16 protein-coding genes are annotated in these 19,560 nt (G+C 43.7%); 5 read left to right on the top strand and 11 right to left on the bottom strand.

The window, feature by feature from the left end; translation table 11 throughout:
- Position 1 precedes the first annotated feature (1 nt).
- Together VX730_05025 and VX730_05020 are read right to left on the bottom strand one after the other, a co-directional pair.
- Complete coding sequence (locus VX730_05025; GenBank protein MEC9291747.1) at positions 2–3,583, bottom strand: hypothetical protein; 3,582 nt, start codon at positions 3,581–3,583, stop codon at positions 2–4.
- 6 nt (positions 3,584–3,589) lie between these two features.
- Positions 3,590–4,084, bottom strand: a complete 495-nt coding sequence (locus VX730_05020; protein ID MEC9291746.1) for a hypothetical protein — start codon at positions 4,082–4,084, stop codon at positions 3,590–3,592.
- A gap of 160 nt (positions 4,085–4,244) precedes the next feature.
- Here VX730_05020 and VX730_05015 point away from each other — a divergent pair, with 160 nt between their 5' ends.
- From VX730_05015 to VX730_05000, 4 genes are all read left to right on the top strand, one after another.
- Positions 4,245–5,048 (top strand): hypothetical protein, encoded by an 804-nt coding sequence (locus tag VX730_05015; protein MEC9291745.1) that lies wholly within the window; start codon positions 4,245–4,247, stop codon positions 5,046–5,048.
- A gap of 46 nt (positions 5,049–5,094) precedes the next feature.
- Positions 5,095–6,261, top strand: a complete 1,167-nt coding sequence (locus VX730_05010; protein MEC9291744.1) for an indoleamine 2,3-dioxygenase — start codon at positions 5,095–5,097, stop codon at positions 6,259–6,261.
- Between the two features lie 55 nt (positions 6,262–6,316).
- Positions 6,317–7,219: an Hsp33 family molecular chaperone HslO gene (locus VX730_05005; protein MEC9291743.1), complete on the top strand. Its 903-nt coding sequence runs from the start codon at positions 6,317–6,319 to the stop codon at positions 7,217–7,219.
- A gap of 149 nt (positions 7,220–7,368) precedes the next feature.
- Positions 7,369–7,821 carry a hypothetical protein gene (locus VX730_05000; protein ID MEC9291742.1) on the top strand — a complete coding sequence of 151 codons (453 nt, stop codon included), beginning with the start codon at positions 7,369–7,371 and terminating at the stop codon, positions 7,819–7,821.
- Positions 7,822–7,947: 126 nt separating this feature from the next.
- Here the strand turns inward: VX730_05000 and VX730_04995 are convergent, their stop codons facing one another.
- From VX730_04995 to VX730_04970, 6 genes are all read right to left on the bottom strand, one after another.
- Positions 7,948–9,369 carry a Mur ligase family protein gene (locus tag VX730_04995; GenBank protein ID MEC9291741.1) on the bottom strand — a complete coding sequence of 474 codons (1,422 nt, stop codon included), beginning with the start codon at positions 9,367–9,369 and terminating at the stop codon, positions 7,948–7,950.
- Entirely contained in the window at positions 9,369–9,701 is a 333-nt protein-coding gene (locus VX730_04990) for a nucleoside triphosphate pyrophosphohydrolase family protein (GenBank protein ID MEC9291740.1), read from the bottom strand. Before VX730_04990 ends, VX730_04995 begins: the two co-directional genes overlap by 1 nt.
- A 26-nt stretch (positions 9,702–9,727) precedes the next feature.
- Positions 9,728–10,231, bottom strand: coding sequence for a disulfide bond formation protein B (locus VX730_04985; GenBank protein MEC9291739.1), 504 nt, complete (start codon positions 10,229–10,231; stop codon positions 9,728–9,730).
- 177 nt (positions 10,232–10,408) lie between these two features.
- Positions 10,409–11,383, bottom strand: a complete 975-nt coding sequence (locus VX730_04980; GenBank protein ID MEC9291738.1) for a lysylphosphatidylglycerol synthase transmembrane domain-containing protein — start codon at positions 11,381–11,383, stop codon at positions 10,409–10,411.
- Between the two features lie 5 nt (positions 11,384–11,388).
- Positions 11,389–12,390, bottom strand: coding sequence for a tryptophan--tRNA ligase (gene trpS, locus VX730_04975; protein MEC9291737.1), 1,002 nt, complete (start codon positions 12,388–12,390; stop codon positions 11,389–11,391).
- A 238-nt stretch (positions 12,391–12,628) separates the two neighbouring features.
- Entirely contained in the window at positions 12,629–13,885 is a 1,257-nt protein-coding gene (locus VX730_04970; protein ID MEC9291736.1) for a sensor domain-containing diguanylate cyclase, read from the bottom strand.
- 231 nt (positions 13,886–14,116) lie between these two features.
- On the opposite strand from VX730_04970, the gene VX730_04965 reads away from it, so the two are divergent.
- Positions 14,117–14,908 carry a hypothetical protein gene (locus VX730_04965; protein ID MEC9291735.1) on the top strand — a complete coding sequence of 264 codons (792 nt, stop codon included), beginning with the start codon at positions 14,117–14,119 and terminating at the stop codon, positions 14,906–14,908.
- Here VX730_04965 and VX730_04960 read toward each other — a convergent pair.
- The 3 genes from VX730_04960 to VX730_04950 all read right to left on the bottom strand — a co-directional run bounded on the left by VX730_04960 (position 14,905) and on the right by VX730_04950 (position 19,491).
- Positions 14,905–16,308 carry a sigma-54 dependent transcriptional regulator gene (locus VX730_04960; GenBank protein MEC9291734.1) on the bottom strand — a complete coding sequence of 468 codons (1,404 nt, stop codon included), beginning with the start codon at positions 16,306–16,308 and terminating at the stop codon, positions 14,905–14,907. The two genes, VX730_04965 and VX730_04960, sit on opposite strands and share 4 nt — an antisense overlap.
- Positions 16,309–16,380: 72 nt before the next feature.
- Positions 16,381–18,558: an ATP-binding protein gene (locus tag VX730_04955; GenBank protein MEC9291733.1), complete on the bottom strand. Its 2,178-nt coding sequence runs from the start codon at positions 18,556–18,558 to the stop codon at positions 16,381–16,383.
- A 54-nt stretch (positions 18,559–18,612) separates the two neighbouring features.
- Positions 18,613–19,491, bottom strand: a complete 879-nt coding sequence (locus tag VX730_04950) for a response regulator (GenBank protein MEC9291732.1) — start codon at positions 19,489–19,491, stop codon at positions 18,613–18,615.
- Positions 19,492–19,560 lie beyond the last annotated feature (69 nt).

Raw genomic sequence — 19,560 nt, 5'->3', positions numbered from 1 at the left:
TTTAGAGTCTTGGTGGGTTAAACTCTCTTGCTTTATCCGTATCCCACTCATCAATCTCTGTTACAGCTTTAATTTCCCAATCTTTCTCAAAGCCAGATACAGGCCCCCAGAAGAGATAAGCAGCGGCAAACAGAGGTTCATTTCTCAGGTTACGAATATGCTTCCACCTTGTATGGTATGACCATCTATCACAGCATACATAGATACGGCACGTTGTCTTCTTCCAAAGCGTCATAACCAGACCATCTTTCGTTGAAGATTCGCCACCATAACCTTGGCTTAAGTCCATAGCTAACCACTGAGACAGACCACGAGATTTATAGTTATTGGCTTGTAATGCAGAATCCCACTTAAAGGTATCTTCACCAAGCATAAATCTCTGTTTACCTTCATAAGGCCACTCTACGTTAAAGTCTGTGTACCAGTACTTCCAACCAATATGGGCGTACTCAATCTTAGGAATGAGACTACCATCAGTTGGCGCAGGTGTAATCATCGGGTAAATGCTATTTGTTTTGGCAATTGTGTAAGCACGAGCAGCCACAATTGCTTTATTCGCAAGCTCTGTTCCATTGATAGCAAAACCAGTCATAGGTTCAATGGCACCCCATGATCCAACACATTTTCTTCCGTCAGCGTATCGATTTGGTACGCCAGGCCCTGTCATAGAGTCAGGGTTAATACGACCATTTTGATCACATGGAATACTATCCGCAGTTACCGTACCAAATGAAGCTTCTTTCTCAACCCAATCAGGACGGTGTTCTTCAGAAGCAAATAGAAGTGGTAGCTCAACATCTTTACCTTTATCTTCTGCACCCATGAACCACTTCAAGCGATATACAGGCTGGAAGAGGAGCTCCAGTCCACTTACATTCATGATACGCATAAGGTCAGGGACACCTGCCTCAGCATCAATATTTGGCGTTGGCGCAAGTGGTGTACCAGGAAGCGTCATATTTTCCCATGTTTCTTGCCCACTTACGGCAAGGTCACATGTAAATGAACGACGAATACTTTCAGCGGAACCACTTGACTCAGCACGTGCCTCTGGGCTAATACCAAATACGTGTGCTTCATTAAAGGATACACCGTGCATATCTACACCAGCGCCACCATCACTATGGTTTGTTTCAGCCACAAGGTCATCAAGGTCGCCCAGGTAACTAAATCCAGGCTCACCAACAACTTCAACCATTGCCGTAGGCTCACTGTAATTCACTTTCAGAGAACATGCTGGAAGGAGTCTTACAACAAGTCTTGGGCCTCTCCATGTCCATCTAATATAGTAGTAATAACATGTCTTATCACGATCAAATCGCAGGACATCGCCCCAATCTGGCGCCATACCATGCTGTTCAAAATCATCAACCCATGCCATTGTTTCAGCAAAGTCAAAGTCATCCTCACTCTTATATGTACCAGCACCTTTACCAAGCCCTTCAACACTACGGTCATCATCTTCGTCTGTTCCCTTCTCAATAGAACCACCTTCGCTTGGTTCATCGTATCTAAGGAATTCAAAGTTTCTTGTACCACCTTCATTGAAGGTTGTTTTCAGGCCTTTGTCATCACCACCCGATCCATAGCCAGGCGTACCAGGTACAACCTCATCAGGTTCGTAAGGTTCTGTTGGCTCCCCAGGCTCATACCCACCATCATCAGGAAGAAGAGGTTCATTTGGAATGTCAGCAACAGGTGCACATTCTTCACCAGAACCATCACTAGACGTATTATCTACATCAATCCCTTTAAATTTCTCACCATAGTGGAAAGCACTCGTACAGAAACCATCATAAGCATTCTGGCCTTTCACAAGCATGTCACCAATCAGGTAAGGGCCAATCAAGTGAGCTGCACCATATACACCAGACTTTGTGACTTCAAGACAACTTGGACCAGCCTTTTTGCTTGCAGCACCGCTAGCAAGGCGCTTTTTACAACCTGCGTAGTAATATTCACCTTTTTGTTTTAAACACCTCTTACCGCCTTCATTAGTGAGGTAAGGGTTATTTGGATCGGCAAGGTATTCATCCAAGCTATTATATTTACCACCAGATTCTTTCTTAATATCATTATCAATGATCTTTTTGTTTTGCTCATAATAGCAGTTAAACGCTTGCTCTTGAGCAGGACCATTACATCTAAAGCAATCATTTTTAACCTGACGACAGCCACTGTAACAACTACTTGGAACGCGACTTTCATCACCAAGAGTCGCTTGGTTAAATTGGTACTTACCAACGTAGTTACCACCACCACCACCAACAATACAGTAGTTACCACCACCCTCAGCAAAACCAAGAGCCTTCTTCCAGTCTTCAAAACCACCACAAAGGCCTGGTTGAGTAGAACTTGGGCTACCTGTACCCGTATCCTCAGGCTCTGGTGTTTCTGGTTCTACTTCAGGAATAGCCTGGCCAGTTGCATCTTCTTTCAATGCACTTGTTGCACCATCAAAATTAGGCACAGCATTCACTGCAGACTGGGTCTGTGGAGAGAGAAGTCCACTCGCACCATTGACCATGTTACCGCCTGTTTGTTGTACCATATTCATAACACCAACAAGCTGCTCAGGCTGAGGAATCCCTCCAAAAGCGCCTTGTAAAGCTGCAAATGGCTGGCCAATATCCATCAGGCTTGTCATATCACCCAAAACATCTGGGTTAGAGAGTAAGCTTTCAGCAAAATTATTTGGAATAAACCCAAGCTGAGTTTTAAGATCTTTAAGCGCGTCTGTCAGCTGGGCAAGTTCACCAACATTACCGATAATATCCTGTAGATCACTGTTAAACATACTCGAGAGCTGAGGTAAAATTTGCATATCATCAAGGTTAATTAAGTTGGCAAGGTCACCCACATCTAACCCATCTAAAAACTGTCTCACATCTAAGTTTAACGGAAGCCCTGCAAGAATGGCATCAACATCCGGCAGGTTAAAGTTAATATCACCAGGAAGTGTCAGGCCAAAGTTTGGAATTTGCAGACCAAAACGATCCGTTAAAGCATTTAAATTACCTTGTAAAAACGGTGTATTTTGAAGTGTATCAATAATACCGTCATCTAAAATACCTCGAACGGCATCAAGGTCACCGCTAAATTGGTTAAAGACATTCACAGATGTCACAATATCTTGAATATTTGGTACAGCACCAAAGACCTGCTGCAATGAAGAAAAGTCCCCAAGATCAGACATAAGGCCTGTCACATCCGTTGACATCACTCCAAGAAGCTGCCCTGACAAGTCTGTATTAAAACTAAGATCGCTCTTTAGATCATCAAGGGCGCTCGTAAAGTCACTCGCAAGTGAGATATTTCCAAGCATACCTCGAATTTGAGAATCAAGCATCCCGTTCGAAACAGTAAGTGCATTCAAATCGTTCAAATTCATAAGCGCGGCAACTTCATCAGGTGTCTTGCTATTTAAGAAGTCTTTAACAGAGTTATCTACAGATGCTGGAAGATCATTAATCGCCGATGTCATTTCTGAAACATTAAAGTTAACAGGACCTGCATTCGCAGGCGTACTCAGGTTCACTAAAAGACCTAGAAGAACAAAAGAATATAAGAATAGATTTTTCATCGCACTCTACCTCGCAAGACTTGGGACAGAATCTGCTACATAAGCTTTAACCTCACGGTCATAGCTAAATGTTACATCTTCCATATTATGGTCTAAAATAACTGAGTATCCATTTTCTTTTTCTTTTAATACTTCAATTCCGCCAGAAAAACTAAAGAAGATGACGTCATCTTCGCGATATGGCTTTCTAGCAATGTATGTTGGGCAGCCATAGAAATTGCAGTATCGTCCACTCTCAAAACGGAACACAACTTCTGGAACACCGTCAGAGTTCAGATCAATATCTTGATATTGAAGCTTGGATTCAGAAAGCGAGAATCCATCACCCTCTCCATAGTGTTTCCACACTTGCTGAAACAGCCTCTGATAGTCATTTTTCAGGACCTTTGGCCCTGTAAAATCAACAGGTTTACCTTTCAGCATATTTGACTGAAGAGCATACCCAGAAACACCCAAAAACATAATTGAGAAAACAATAAAGAAAAGCTTACGCAGGTTCATGACCTATCTCCTAAAATTCCACTACCTATTTATAAGTATTGGCATTAATCCCTTCGTTTTCAAGCCTAAAGAGTAATCATAAAAAATATAAAGGCCTTCCTGTGGCAAAAGCATCAGGTTATGATAGAATTGCAGATACATAGGCAATTTGGAGCTCATAATGATTAAAAAATACATCCTACTTGCACTCACTTTTGCAAGCATCAGCATGGTCAGCCTTGCTGAGAACACATCCTGTGAAGAGCAAGGCGGGTTCACAATGAAGGCCTATGGTCGTGAGATCTGTAATTTTAAAACTCTTGATAAAGACAAACCTTGCGGCACAGATAATGACTGTCAGGGGAATTGCCTACTTGTCAGCACAGTAAATGAATCTCAAAAAATTAAGATCACTCCAACAGAAGATCCAAGGAACCCTGGTAGATGCAGCATGTACAGTCACCCTGTTGGTTGTGCAACACTATTTACAGGTGAAAAATGGTGTAGTACAGACGATGCCGCTGAGGTCAGAAAAAAAGGCGATTTCCTTGAAACAACGAAGCACATGCAGCTTAAAATTATGTATGAACGCTTCCTGAACAATCTAGACACTGGTTACTTTACACTTGCTCAAAATACAGCAGGCCTGACTGGTTGCACAGGCGATAACGCCCACCTGCTCTGCACAAGAACACAAGCCATGAACTGCCTCATGAAAGGCAATACAACAGTCCTGCTCTCTAAGACAGGATATGTATGTGCCGAGCTCACATCAGATGGCGGCCAAAAATGTTCTTCATCTGAAAAATGCCAAGGCCTATGCACAATTAAAGAAAACCTTTCAACAGAAGAACTTGTTGAGTTTTGGGAAACAGGCGACGACATCGGAAAATGCACGCTCACAAAAGAAGTTTTTGGCTGTGTACGTAAACTCACTAAAAAAGATGGTGTCCCTTCTATTCAAAGAATTTGCAGAGACATCTAAAATCCGTATCATGGTCTCTTGAATAATTGAATAAGGAGACCTCTACATGAAACCTCTTAAGGCCTATGACGTAACCCCAGAGTTTGGTTTTTTAAGCCCATATCCAATGGATGAAGTAGAGCTTCCTGAAGTTTTTGATGCCATTGCTGGTGCTGGCGATATGCTCAGCGGCCTGATGACAAGCGGCAGGCTCAGAACATTCCTCAATCACCTTCCTGAAATTGATATGGATGCATGGCTTCCAGAATTAGACGATGCGCAGCTTCGTATGCTGATGGTGCGTTACTCTTTTCTTGTGCAAGCGTACGTATGGGGTGAAAAAGAAGCCGCTCAAGTCCTTCCAAGAAACATTGCTGTACCCTTCTGCAAACTTGCAGAACGCATTGGCCAATACCCTCTTCTGCCTTACACATCTTACACGCTAGACAACTGGTTTAAGATTGACCCAGATGGTGACGTGAACCTAAATAACATCGCAACCATTCAAAACTTCTTTGGTGGCGTTGATGAAAACTGGTTCATCCTTGTGCATGTTGAAATTGAAGCGAAAGCCGGCAAAGCCCTTGCAGAAATTCCATGGGTCATTAAAGCCGTTGAAGAGAAAGACCTGCCTCGCATCGTCGAAGGCCTTAAAACCATTAAAGAGGCTTGGAACGAAATTAACCCTGTGTTTGACCGCATGCCTGAACAGTGCGACCCGTACATTTACTACCACCGCGTTCGCCCATACATTCACGGTTGGAAAGGTAACCCTGCCCTACCAGATGGACTGATCTATGAAGGCGTTGATAAATACAAAGGTGAACCACAACCATTTAGAGGTCAAACAGGCTCACAAAGCTCTATTGTTCCGACAATGGATGGCTTCCTCGGTATTGCCCATGAGAACGATCCTCTTAAAGAGTACCTTGATGAACTTCATGAATACCGCCCACCTGCACACCGTGCCTTTATTGAAGACGTACGCTCTGAAAGTAGACTCCGTGATTTTGTGACCTCTGCTGGTAACGCTGAACTCACAGGCCTATACAATGACATTGTTACGGCTGTTGAAGATTTCAGAACACGTCACCTTGAGTACGCTGCAAGCTACATTCATAAACAAGCCCGAGATGCTGACGGTAACCCAACTGACATTGGAACAGGCGGAACACCGTTTATGAAGTACTTGAAAAAACACAGAGATGAGAGTGGTAAGCACCTCATAAAATAGCACTTCTGGCCGCAAGGGCCTTGACCTGATACGCATAAGGTTATAAGTAGATGCTATGACAAATATTATTGCACCAGGAAACACGGCCCATGCGTCAATTGGACGCCTATGCCCATTTATGCTTGATAACGTTCCAATCCGCGGACGCGTTCTTCGTATTGACGATATCGTAAGCCAGATCCCATCTCTCACTAAACGTGACGCTGTTGTTGGCCAATGCCTTGCAGAACTCCTTGCAGCAGCAACGGTAATGGCGACAGACCTTAAGCAAGGTGCAGATGTCACAATTCAAATTCACAGCGACGGCCCTGCGAGCCTCCTTGTGGCGCAGTGCAGCCATGACGGCAGCCTGAAAGCTTACTGTAACCAAGAGAAAACAGATAAGCCTCTCACCTTTGCAGATATCGCTACAGAAAAGAGCATGCTGGTGGTAACTGTTAAATTTTCTGGTAAAGACGATGTTTTCCAAAGCATGGTTGAACTCAACAGTACATCCGTAAGTAGCTCACTTGAGAAATACTTTGAAGAATCTGTTCAGCTGAAAACATGCATTCGCGTTGTCACAGAGCGCGACGATGAGCGCATGCCAGTGGGTGCTGTCTTCCTACAAGCAACACCACAAGAAGATGAAGCCAGCGAAGATGATTGGACACGCATGGCCATGATTCTAGATACATTGACTCCTGAAGAAGCTCTTCCAGGCAAAATTCACGAACGTGAACTTCTCCGTCGCCTCTTTGCAGAAGATACAGTGCGCATTTTCCCAGAGCAGCCACTCAACTTTGTTGTGGCAGACATGCAAAGCCGCATGGAACGTGCACTTTCTTCTCTTGGACCAGACCAGTGCAAAACACTGCTTGAAGAAGGTCCAATTGAAATGACATGTGAGTTTACAGGCATTACCAAATCATTTGGTGAAGCTGAGCTGAAAAAGATTTTCGGCGATAAGTGGAACTAATCCAAAAGCGTGTACTTTTCGCAACGCTTTAGCTTATAGAACACATCCTTCCTGTTGACAGAACGCTCTCACTGTTTCAGCATAAACAGTATAGGTGTCGTGTGCCCAACGCTACATCTCACACAAATAACATAAAAAGAGAAAAGCCCATGTACCAAATTCTAGGTGCCACCCTAATGAGCGTGATCCTAACAGGATGTATGCTTGGCGGGACAAAAATGAGACCTGACCGTGAAGTTGTTAACGAAAACGGTGAAACAGTTCTTGTGACAGATACCAGCGAATTTGAGCGTGGTATTGTAAGTGCTTTTCCTGATATTCCTCTTCCATCAAGCCACACAATTGACCTTGAGCGCAGTGTTATCTTCACAAGCCCAAGCCAAACAGTGGGTAAAATCAGCATGGTTGGCCGTGGTGATGTAGATAGCCTGTACCGCTTCTTTGAGCGCCAAATGGCTGATAACGGCTGGAACAAAGTCAACGCTTTCCAGTCTGCAACATCATCTATGTACTATGCAAAGCCAGGTCGCTTTGTTGCAATCATTATCGAAGCTGATGTGAAACTTGGTAGCCGCGTAACACTCAACGTTGGCCCAGAGTAAAAAGCTAAGCTTTCTTTATTCTAAGCAAAGTTCTATAAAATTCGCTCAACCTTAGCGAAAACATTTAGGCGATTCAGCGCGCAAACCGACGTGTATTTTTTATACACGAGGTGAGCACTGCATGGCTTAAGCTGTTTGCAGCAAGGTTTGAGTAGAATTTTTAATCCATTCTGGGATTTTTTTGATCAAGCCACCAAGGTCACCTGATGTAAGAAGAAGAATAGCCGTCTCCTCTGTCACAAGTGGAGAAAGCGCTGCCAAACCATCTTCTGCATTGTGAATCGCTACAGTTTCATAGCCCGCAGCCTTTACACGCTCTACAATTTCGTCTTGTGTGAGCTGCTTATGGCTACCTGAGCCTTGCGTTGCTGGTTCATAGACTAGAACGTTCTCTGCACCTTCAAATACGTCATCATACCAATGAAGGGCATCACGGTTACGCCAGCTAAAGGTGTGCGGCTCAAACACAATAATCAGTTTCTTATCAGCGTAATGCAGTTTCATTGCTTCAATCGCTGCACGGGCTTTTTCATAAGAAGAGCCAAAACCTTCATGCACAGGCACAGATCCCTCAGGCGTTAGACGATCCAAACGACGACGAATGCCTTGAAAATCCTTAAGGCCTGCTGCAATAGCTGTGTAATCAAGCCATTCATTCTCAAGAATCATGGCGACTACACCACAAATGTTTTGCATGTTATGCGCACCAAGCAAAGATGTTTTAAAGGTGAGCGTTGCACCTTCAGGCATTAAAATATGTAGGAAACTTTCTGTGCCGTAATCAACAGATTGAACATGATAATCCGCATCCTTTGAGAAACCATATGTCACAGCTGTTTTACCAGAACGATTCACCACTTCAAGAGCTTCTTCATTATCTGCACACACCACAAGCGTACCTACTTCTGGCATACCTTTTACAAGCTCGATAAATGGAGCTTTATAATCTTCCGGAGTTGGAAACACATTTACATGATCATGCGTTGCTGCTGTCATCAGTACATGACCCGGAGCGTAATGCATAAACTTAGAACGGTCATCATCATTGGCCGATGGGTACTCATCCCCCTCAATCACAAACAGCTCACCAGAAGCTTTTTTAGATGTGCGTGGCATACCTGAGGCAATTGCACCCATAAAGTAGCTTGGTTCCAGCCCTGCATGCTCTAGAAGGAAAGAAAGAAGCGCTGTACAGGTTGATTTACCGTAGCTCCCAACAACGCAAATACGTTCTTTATCTGCCGAAACTTGAGAGAGAAGCTCTGGGTAAGAGTAAATTGGCTTTCCGCTTTCAACGGCTGCTTTTACTTCTTCGTTTTGTTCAGGCGTCAGCTTGGCATTTTTACCAATCATAAATGCATCGGTCTGTGCAGGAATGTTGCTTGCTTTATAGCCTTGCTTAAAGTCAAACTTATGAAGGGCAAGGTAATCGCTCACAGGCGGGTAAAACCCTTCATCACTGCCAGAAATCGTATGGCCAGCATCACGCTGTAGCATGGCCACAGCACTCATCCCTACACCACAAAGACCGATAACATGAATGTGCATTATCTATGATCTCCTGATCCTGAAAGCTTACCACGTGTTTTACGAGATTTTAGCTTTGCTTGGTTCTTTTCCATCAGCTCTTGCAGGTCTACACCAAGGCTTTCTGCTGTACGCGCAGCGTACCAAAGCACATCACCAAGTTCATCCGCTACGTTCTGGCGCATTTCAGCAGTGTCGCCATCACGGTACAGCTTCTTCACGTAGTTTGCCATTTCACCGGCTTCACTTGATAGACCAAGAGCACAGTACATAATTTCATGAATGTTACCTGTACCAGCATCTGGGTAGATTGCTGTTTCATTTGTCCATTTTTGGTAATCTTTAAGTGTAATTACAGTCATCCCCTTATTCCCCTTTTCTATTTCGCTCTTGGTTTAATGATAAATGTTGCAGCAATGACCAGAACAAATCCAAGCATAATGGCAACATTCCACTGGGCAAATGACAGCCCAAAAATTGTAAAGTCAATCGCTGCACAATCTGGCGCAGCTTTAAAGTTTTCAAAGCTAGACAGCAAATCATCTGCACTTGCAAGGCCGCCTGCGTTACCACGGCATGAAGCTGGAAGTTCTACCAGACCAAGCTGCCCCAGTGATTGATACATCCCCACATAACCACTATAAAGCACAGGTACAAGAAGCAGGAGACGCTTCCATAAAAAACTGATAGGAAGTTTAAGGCCAATAAGACCGACCACTACCATACCCCAATGCCCATAACGTTGTTCCCAGCACATTTTGCAAGGCTTGGCATCAAAGCCATATTCAAAAATAAAGGCTGCAATCACAAGCCCAAGGCTCCCGAGTAAAAACAACATCCAAAGGCGTTCTTCTGTCCAGAAATAGTTCAGTAACTTTTTCATTTATAAAGCTTTCTTCTTATATAGTATTTTTAATCATCAATAGACGCTAGCGAAAATGAATAGGTTATGAGAACCAGAGCGCAGTGTACTTAAAGTACATGAGCACTGGAAGCGCAATAAGCTAACATTTGCAGCAGTGGCTATTTAATGATTTAAATAACTATACATGTGAGTATATCAACTGACCTTCTTCACCGCCAGTGGAAGCAAAGAAAATCCAACACCAACACCACCCCACAGCGTAATAAAGCGGATAACAGCCACAGCTGCAACAGCAGCATCAAGCGGTACATCAGCAAGAGCCAGCAGCGCCAGCATAGACGCCTCAGCAGCACCAAGGCCGCCCGGCATCATTGAGGCACCACCAATGATAATTGGTAGAGCATAAATAAAGGCTGCCATAGACAAACTCACGTCATGTCCCATCGCCATAAGCACATGCTGGAACGCCCAAACAACAGCCATCCAACCAAGGAAGGAAAGGATCACAGCCTGCAAGAACACAATTGGTGAAACCAGTTGAGTAAGGTTACGAGCAATCTTTTGAAGCACGGCAAAGAAACGTTTACCACGCTTACCAAACAAGCGATACATTAGTTTAATTTGCATCAAAAGAAGCTTTGGCTGCGCCATAAGTGCGACAGCACCAATAAAGACAGCCCCAAATACGAAGATTGCTGTTTCCTGCATATGCGGCACAGCAAGTTTACCAAACAGCACAATCAAAAGCAGTGCAGCAAGGTCGGTAATTGGGTCCATCATCATCAGTGGGAGTGTTTTACGGTAAGGAATACCATGCCCTTTTTGCAAGAACCACAGGCGGAGTACCGCACCAAATTTACCCGGTGTTACCACCATCGCATTACCTGAAAGGTAGTAGAGCCAAATACGTTTAAGAGGTACTTTAAGCCCCAGCTTATTTACAAACAGCGGCCAGCGGTAACCACGAAGTCCCATGTTTGCAGCAGAACTTAAAACAAGCGCGCCCCATAGCCATGCAGGAAGTGCCTTAATATGGCCCCACACATCACCAACACCTACGTAAAGCATAGAGATTGCAACACCAATTGCGAACAGAATCGCAGAATAAACCGCAAGCTTTTCAGCTTTTACAAGTTTGCTTTTAGAAAAACGTTTTTTTGCTCTCGCCACGAAAATTAACCTTTCTGAATAAAGCCAACAGCTTTATAAATTTCAGCAACTTTAGCATCTGCAATCACAGCTGCACGCTCTGCACCATCTTTGAGAACACTATCCATAAAGGCGCGATCTGCAAGAATACGTTTGTACTCCTGCTGCACAGGCTCTAGTGAAGCCGCAACAGCTTCACCCACAGCCACTTTAAAGTCCCCGTAACGGCTGTCTTTAAATTCGCTGAGTGCATCTTCAGATGAAATGCCTTTTGTTGCCGCGTAAATTTCTAGAAGGTTTGTGATACCTGGCTGATTTTCAGCGTCTAGGCGCACTTGAGCATCATTATCTGTTGTCGCTTTTTTGAATTTTTTAAGAATCGTTGCAGGATCATCTTCAATCAGGACACAACCTTTACCCGGTAGGGATTTACTCATCTTACGCTCAGGCTGAGAAAGATCTTTCACGCGAGCTGCGACTGGTGGATGGTAATGCTCTGGCACCACAAACTTATCTTCACCGTAAATGCCGTTAAAACGAATAGCAATATTACGCGCCAGCTCAATATGCTGCTTTTGATCTTCACCCACAGGTACGATATCTGTGTTGTACAGCAGAATATCTGCTGCCATAAGCGTTGGGTACGTGAGAAGCCCAGCATTGACGTTTTGTTTATGCTGTTGAGACTTATCTTTGTACTGCGTCATACGCTCAAGCTCACCCACTTGCGTGAATGTGCTTAGCACCCAGTTAAGTTCTGCATGCGCTTTCACATGGCTTTGTGCAAATAGAATCGCCTTTTTAGGATCAAGGCCACATGCAAGGTACCAAGCGACACAGTCATACGTATTATCAATCAGCTCTTTCGGATCTTGACGCACTGTGATTGCGTGAAGGTTTACCACGCAAAAGATTGCATCATAAGCATCCTGAAAAGAGACGTGTTGTTTAAGGGCCCCAAGGTAGTTACCAAGTGTGAGGCGACCTGTAGACTGAATGCCACTAAAGGCACGCTTTTTATCTGCCATGCTTTGTACTCTTTATTTGAAATGTGTTAACAGCTGGAGTGTAACGCTATTTCAGCATTTAGGCTATATATTCCCGCAAAAATCTTACGGATTTATGTTGGTTTATTCAGAACATGAGAGACTCGCTCTACAGCCATCGAAAATGCGTTTTTAGGAAGCATGAAAGGCGATATGTATAAACAATACATGAGCCTGAGTACTGGACTAAAAACGTATTTGCAGAACTGTAGAGTAGAATCTAAAGGTTGACTGGGAGGTCAGCTTTGGATGCGTTCTTCACGCGGTACATTTGGCGGTCAGCCGCATCAAGCAGACTTTGGCGGTTCAGGTCTTCTACACCACTAAATGTTTGCAGACCAACACTTCCACGAATGGCAATTTGTTTGCCTTCATGGCTAATACACGCACTGTTAATGGCTTTACGCACAGCATCTGCTTTGTCGCGCGCAACACTTTCACTGACTTCTTGTAGAATCACAGCAAATTCATCGCCGCCAAGGCGCGCAATAATATCTGTTTCACGCGTTTGAACACCAAGTGTTCTGGCAACTTCTTTCAGAACCGCATCACCAGCATTGTGACCAAACACATCATTAATTTGCTTAAAGTCATCAAGGTCAATGTACAGAATCGCACCGCTACGCTTGTAACGCTTTGCGTTCTTCAATGTCATATCTAACTCTTCTTCAAACACCATACGGTTGGCTAGGCCAGTCAGGTGGTCACGGCGCGCAAGACGAGAAAGACGTTCTTCATTTTCTTTACGACGCGTAATATCTACAAACTGAAGAATGACACTGTCAGACCCTCCCATTGCATCTTGCATGCGAGAGATATTCAGAGATGTCCAGATATCATCGGCTTGATCATTCATTAAGCGAATGTCCATACCACGATACACACGGCCTGTTTTAAACACTTGGCGAAGCGCTTGGTTAAAGACTTCACGCTCATCTGGGTGCACAAAATCAGCCACCTTAGAACGCATCAAGCTATTCATTGGCTGGTTAAGCCAGCGTGTAAGTGCACGGTTTACCATTGTTGGTGAGCCATCTTCTGTCACAAAACATACACCATATGGCGCGTACTCTAGTGCCGTCGCGTAACGATCGCGGTGACGGCGCGCGTTATCTTTGAGACGGTTTGTTTCCGTCATCACATGAACGCTCCCTACAATCAGTTGAACCCGATCGTCGCCCATAATTGGCATAAGTTTAACTTGAATAAATTGACCGGCATTCCCCATCACACCTGCATCTGTGCGCAGCATGACATCGTTACCAGTACGAATAACGTGTAGAAACTGTTTTTTGAACCAGCGGGCACTGCGCTCTTCTAGCGCGTCACTTACAAACATACCTGACATATCACGACCAAGGAATTTGGTCATCGCGCGGTTCACATCGGTAACAAGAAACTCACCTGTTTCTATTGGTTTAACAATGAAAATGCCATCTTGAACAGTGGCAAGAACCCCCTTAAGGAGGTCTATCATATTAACATTGTTAAAGGCCTGTTTCACATCTTCACCCTAAACTCAATTTACCGCGAGTGTTTTTGTGGTATGGGGCGCAAATAGATACACGTCAACCCCCTGACATGGAAATACAGAAAAAAGTTTAACAAACTGAATTATTTTATCTTCACCCATTGATTCATCTGCTCTTATCTATAGGATAAGGGGTAGATACGAAGTATACCCCATTATAAAAAGTGATGCAATTTTATGCAGGTTTTGATCATAGGTTTTGGATATGTCGGCAAACACCTTGTAAAAGAGGCGGTTTCGCGTGGTTATAAGGTATGGGCAACCAGCCGTAACACAGAAAATTTCCTTGAAATTACAAAGGCTGGTGCAACACCACTCTTATTTGGAGATCCGCTACCAGAAGACCTGACACATATTCTGGTCACAACACCTCCACAAGACGGGAAAGATCCTTTCCTTAAATCTTATACAGGTAAACTCCCCAAAACTTTAGAATGGCTTGGCTATTACTCTACGACAGGTGTTTATGGCAACGCCCAAGGAAATTGGGTCAATGAAGAGAGTTCTCTTGGCGCCCAAAATGAGCGCGCTTTGGCACGCATCGCCTGCGAGACTAAATATAAAACCACAACCGCGCCCCTTGCCATCATGCGACTGAGTGGCATTTATGGGGATGATAAAAATACGCTTCAACGCCTTAAAGACGGTAAGCAAAACCTCCCTGAAGAGGCTGGCCCGATCTGTCGCATTCATGTAGATGATATTGTGACGCTCACGCTTGGGCTTATGGAGCAGCGCTTAACAGGCATATTTAATATCAGTGATGACGCACCTGCCAGCACGAGGAGTACTGTTTTAGAGGCTTGTAAAAAACTCAACATCGATCCAATGACACTTCCTCAGTCCAATAACATGAGCAAAGGGTTTGGTGGGGAAGGCTTTAGAAAGGTAGAAAACCAAAAAATCAAAGAGGCACTTCAGACTGAGCTGAAATACCCAAGCTTTACTGATTTTTTAAAGACTGTTTAAGACGCGTCCTTACTCGTGAAGACATGGTCTAAACCGTATTGTTCCAACTTCCTGTAAAGTGTTGAACGAGACACTTCCAAACGACGCGCAACTTCTGCCAAGTTTCCTTGTAGGGCAAAGACAGCCTTCTGAATATGAGCACGCTCCACTTCACTCAGCGGTGCGATCCCCTCACTGTCTGAGCTAGACGCGTCAGCGTGAGAAGCTGGTGTAAGGCTTTCCATATCTGTACTAAGCCAGTAAAAATCGTTCTTTTCTAGCTTGTTTGCATCCGTTAAAAGCGCTGTTCTGGTGATTGCGTTTTCAAGCTGGCGTACATTACCGGGCCAAGGCAGGCTTGAGATAAATTTCTCTGCAGGAGGGGTGAGTGACTTCTTCTTGTTATGTGTCGCGTTGTAAACATCGAGAAAGTGCTTAGCAAGCAAGACCACATCCCCTTCCCTCTCACGCAGAGCAGGAATGTGAACTGGGAAAATGTTTAGGCGGTAAAACAGGTCTTCTCTAAAACGACCTTGCTGAACCATCTCTTTCAAGTCACGATTGGTTGCAGCCACAATACGTACATTAACCGGAACAGGCATGCTTGAACCTACAGGATCAACCTCACGTTCTTGTAGAGCACGAAGGAGCTTTACTTGCATATTAAGAGACAATTCTCCCACTTCATCAAGGAAGAGCGTACCACCCGTTGCGGCTTCAAATTTACCAATCGCATCACTATCTGCGCCAGTAAAAGCACCTTTTTTATGACCAAAAAGCACACTTTCAACAAGCTGCTCTGGAATGGCTCCGCAGTTTACGGCAACAAATGGGCTTTTGCTTCTTGGGCTTGTAGAATGAATCGCACGCGCCACCATTTCTTTACCTACACCTGATTCACCAAGAACAAGAACAGAAACTTCACTCTCAGCAGCCTTATGCATAAGCCTGTACAGCGTTTTCATCGCAGGACTATCGCCTACAATGTCACTAAATTTAATTTTCTTTTGTAAACTTTGGCGGAGCGCAGAAAGCTCTACACGCATACTACGTTTTTCAGACACATGATCGAGCGCAACACGTAAACGCTGGTTGTTAATAGGCTTAACAACATAGTCATCTGCACCAGCCTGGATGGCTTTCATGGCTGCATCAATGTCACCTTCAGGTGCCATAACAATAGAAGAAATATTGTGTTCACCCATACGAATAAGCTGTAGAAGCTCAAAACCATTTAAACCACTCAACTCGGCATCCACCATAAGAATCCCTGGAGCTTCTTTGCTTTTATTGGCAAGGACATTAATAAACTGCTCCGCGCTTTCATAAGCACGGTAGCTGTATCCTATACGGTTGAGTAGCGCACCAATAGACTTGGTTTCCGCTTCACTCGGGTTTACAATAGCAATCGTCTGAGTCATTACTCTAGCATGATCCAAAATTTATCCCCTTTAAAAGTATTCTTTGTTATTTTGCCCGCTCACATTACAAATTTAGGGATGTAGTGTGGCTTCTTCGCTTATTTTTGCGTAAAATTCCTCAATTGTTGTCATAGCCTCTTGAATCGATTCAATTTGCTTCTCTTTCTCTTCTCTAGAGGTTTCATTTGCGTTTTTTTCTGACACCTCACAGATTTTACTAAATGTTTCAGCACCTAAGTTGCCAGATGCGCCTTTCAGGCGATGGGTACATTTCATCCAAGATTTCAGATCTCCGCAGGATGCAGACTCTTTTAAAGACTCAATATCCTTTTTGCCATTTTCAATAAACAGGTTAAAAAGCTCTCTCTTCGCAGACCAATGCCCGCTACAAACCACATCCAAATGTCCCATATTCACAGGAAGTTGATTATCAAATACACCGCTACCGTTTAGCTCTTGCTGATCTCCATCAAATACAATGTAAGGAGAAAGCTCTTCTTTTAGCTCACACACCTGTAAAGGCTTTGACAGATAGCTATCCATTCCTGCTTGCAAACATTTCTCTTTATCGCCAACCATGGCATTGGCTGTAATAGCTATAATGGGAATATGTTCCAGCGTAGCCTCTTCCACGTTACGGATAATTTTCGTGACATCAAAACCGTCCATTTCAGGCATTTGACAATCCATTAAAATAAGATCAAAACGGTCATTTTCAAACATTTCTAACGCAACTTTACCGTTTTCAGCACAGGTAATACGGTGGATACCAAGTTTCTTTAAAAACTTAATCGCAACCTCTCTATTTACTTCATCATCTTCAGCAAGAAGGATACGCGCATCTTCACATGGCAAATTTGATTTACCTTTAGAGAAGTGTTCTTCAACTTCTGTGCTTAACTGTAAGTCTTCAGCAGAGGCTTCTGTAAATGGAATACGGACTGAGAACGTAGACCCAAAACCAATAGAGCTATCTACTTTGATCTCACCACCCATCATGGCAACCAGCTCTTTTGTAATAGCAAGACCAAGGCCCGCCCCACCAAATTTACGCGTATTAGAGTTATCCACCTGCGTAAATTTATCAAAAATTGTTGAGAGCTTATCCTGCTCAATCCCAACTCCTGTATCAATCACATCAAAGACAACAAAACAGATAGGCCCTTTAGCTTGCAATGCAGAAACACGTACAGAGATATGCCCCTCCTCTGTAAACTTAACGGAGTTCCCAAGTAGGTTTGTCAACACTTGACGCAATCTGCCAGAATCTCCCATGACATATGCTGGAACCATTTCATCAACCTGAAGTGAAACGTCTAAACCTTTTTGTTCAGCAGCCATTTTGATAAAACCCATCGCCTGATCACAAATGCTATGAATTTCAAACGGCGCAAACTCAAGCTCCAGTGCACCAGCTTCAATTTTAGAAAAATCTAAAATATCATTCAAAATATTGAGAAATGCAGACCCTGATGAAACAATTTTTGTCGCATAAGATTGCTGTTCAGGGGATAAATCTGTCCCACTTAAAAGCTCGGCCATACCAAGTACCCCGTTCATAGGTGTACGGAGTTCATGGCTCATGTTTGCGAGAAATTCGCTCTTTGAAAGATTGGCTTGTTCAGCAACTTCCCTTAAGCGATTCGATTCTGCTAAATTAATTTCAAGCTCTCTTGTCACAGATTCAGCACGCAAGTGCGCAAGCTTCAATTTCTTTAGCATATCCTCTTGCTTTTCCTGCACATGTTTCATATGCAAACCATGCTGTTGACGCTCATAGGCGTAAGCAAGCTGGGTTCCAATATTGGCAAAAACTTCTAGAAGCTCATCATCAGGTGCATGACGTTTTTTGCTATAAAATTCAAGAATGGCTACTGTTTTATCTGCTACAACAACAGGACAGGCCATAGCACTCATAAGCTGTGCGCTCGCAGCGGCCTCGGCTCTCATATAAGTGGACTCTTTACGAATATTTTCAATCCAAAGCGGAATCTTGGCTTGTGCAATTACACCAATCCACCCCTGCGTTACAGGTGTATCAAAATGCCTTGTCGCATCTTTAAAAGATGCATAAAGATCCTCATCAGCACCATACCAAATACCCATACAGGTCATAGATTCATTCACGGTATGGCGCTTATAGACATGACCTATATCCCAGTAAGGCAAAGAACAGGTTAGTTCTAGGACTTTTTCAACCGCACTCTCAAAACTTTGCGCTTTGTTGGTAACCAGAGCCATGTGGCTCATAAACCGAAGCATTTCTGCTTGGTTTATTGCGGCTTTATTGCCCGCCACAATACATCATCCACCGACGACGCGCATGTGTGACTCTTTAAATGTGGCACACATTTTGGCGTAATTTTCGAGCTTCTCTCTTGGGAAAGGTTTTGTGACAAAACCTTTGGCACCAGCGTCCATGCTTTTCATCACATTTTTAATCTGGCTATTCCCGCTGAGCATTACAACAAAGGCTTCTGGGTCAAATGTCATAATCTCATCAAGAAGTTTATGGCCATCAATCATTGGCAAATTAATATCTAAGAAAACCATATCTGGTGCATTTAGCAGATAGCTTGAAAGTACCTCTGGCCCATTAGTTGCCTTAATGACGGTAAAATCTCGTAAAATATTACCAACAATTTGCTGTGTAAACTCATCATCTTCAGCGACAAGAATATGCACGCCTTTACGGTGTTCCCTTTGCGCCAGAAGGCCTTTTGCATAATCCATATCGACTTGGTCAATCACACGCGCAATGCATTTTTCTGCTGTCATGTTTTCTTTTTCGAAAGCTTTACGCTCTTCTTCTGAAACTTTCTCAGCAAGACCTTTTAGGAAAGACCACTTCACACTCAAATCAAGAATATGCACATAAGCATCTCTGGCTTCAATCTCACCAGCAAAGGCATCAAGGATAACGTCTTTCAAATCTTCAAGCTCATCCATACGGGCTCCTCTTAGAAGAATAAAGATATCTCCTGTATCACAGAAAAAGGCTTGAGCTTTTCGGTTTTGAGAAATGTTTTCTTGAATCTGGTAAAGAGGTTCTTGTAAACCAATCATGTTTCCACCTGCGGATGGAACGTGCACATGTAAGGCGCGCCACGCTGTTGCGCGTGGCTTAATATTATCTAGGGTTTGGAGCAGCATATCCGCAGCTCTAAAAGAGTTAATAATCATCACGTATTCTCCTTACTCGGTACCACCTTATGGTGTCCTATTGTAATCCATTTACACTAAAAACTAAAA

Source organism: Pseudomonadota bacterium, assembly GCA_036141575.1.
Taxonomy (GTDB): domain Bacteria; phylum Pseudomonadota; class Alphaproteobacteria; order UBA2136; family JAPKEQ01; genus JAPKEQ01.
Note: the sequence above shows the minus strand (reverse complement) of the source record. Positions and strands in the feature narration are given on the sequence as shown.

Excerpts from the sequence above, each read along its gene's own strand:
- VX730_05025 (MEC9291747.1), bottom strand. The coding sequence starts at position 3,583 with ATGAAAAATCTATTCTTATATTCTTTTGTTCTTCTAGGTCTTTTAGTG.
- VX730_05020 (MEC9291746.1), bottom strand. The coding sequence starts at position 4,084 with ATGAACCTGCGTAAGCTTTTCTTTATTGTTTTCTCAATTATGTTTTTG.
- VX730_05015 (MEC9291745.1), top strand. The coding sequence starts at position 4,245 with ATGATTAAAAAATACATCCTACTTGCACTCACTTTTGCAAGCATCAGC.
- VX730_05010 (MEC9291744.1), top strand. The coding sequence starts at position 5,095 with ATGAAACCTCTTAAGGCCTATGACGTAACCCCAGAGTTTGGTTTTTTA.
- VX730_05005 (MEC9291743.1), top strand. The coding sequence starts at position 6,317 with ATGACAAATATTATTGCACCAGGAAACACGGCCCATGCGTCAATTGGA.
- VX730_05000 (MEC9291742.1), top strand. The coding sequence starts at position 7,369 with ATGTACCAAATTCTAGGTGCCACCCTAATGAGCGTGATCCTAACAGGA.
- VX730_04995 (MEC9291741.1), bottom strand. The coding sequence starts at position 9,369 with ATGCACATTCATGTTATCGGTCTTTGTGGTGTAGGGATGAGTGCTGTG.
- VX730_04985 (MEC9291739.1), bottom strand. The coding sequence starts at position 10,231 with ATGAAAAAGTTACTGAACTATTTCTGGACAGAAGAACGCCTTTGGATG.
- trpS (MEC9291737.1), bottom strand. The coding sequence starts at position 12,390 with ATGGCAGATAAAAAGCGTGCCTTTAGTGGCATTCAGTCTACAGGTCGC.
- VX730_04970 (MEC9291736.1), bottom strand. The coding sequence starts at position 13,885 with ATGATAGACCTCCTTAAGGGGGTTCTTGCCACTGTTCAAGATGGCATT.
- VX730_04965 (MEC9291735.1), top strand. The coding sequence starts at position 14,117 with ATGCAGGTTTTGATCATAGGTTTTGGATATGTCGGCAAACACCTTGTA.
- VX730_04960 (MEC9291734.1), bottom strand. The coding sequence starts at position 16,308 with ATGACTCAGACGATTGCTATTGTAAACCCGAGTGAAGCGGAAACCAAG.
- VX730_04955 (MEC9291733.1), bottom strand. The coding sequence starts at position 18,558 with ATGAGCCACATGGCTCTGGTTACCAACAAAGCGCAAAGTTTTGAGAGT.
- VX730_04950 (MEC9291732.1), bottom strand. The coding sequence starts at position 19,491 with ATGATTATTAACTCTTTTAGAGCTGCGGATATGCTGCTCCAAACCCTA.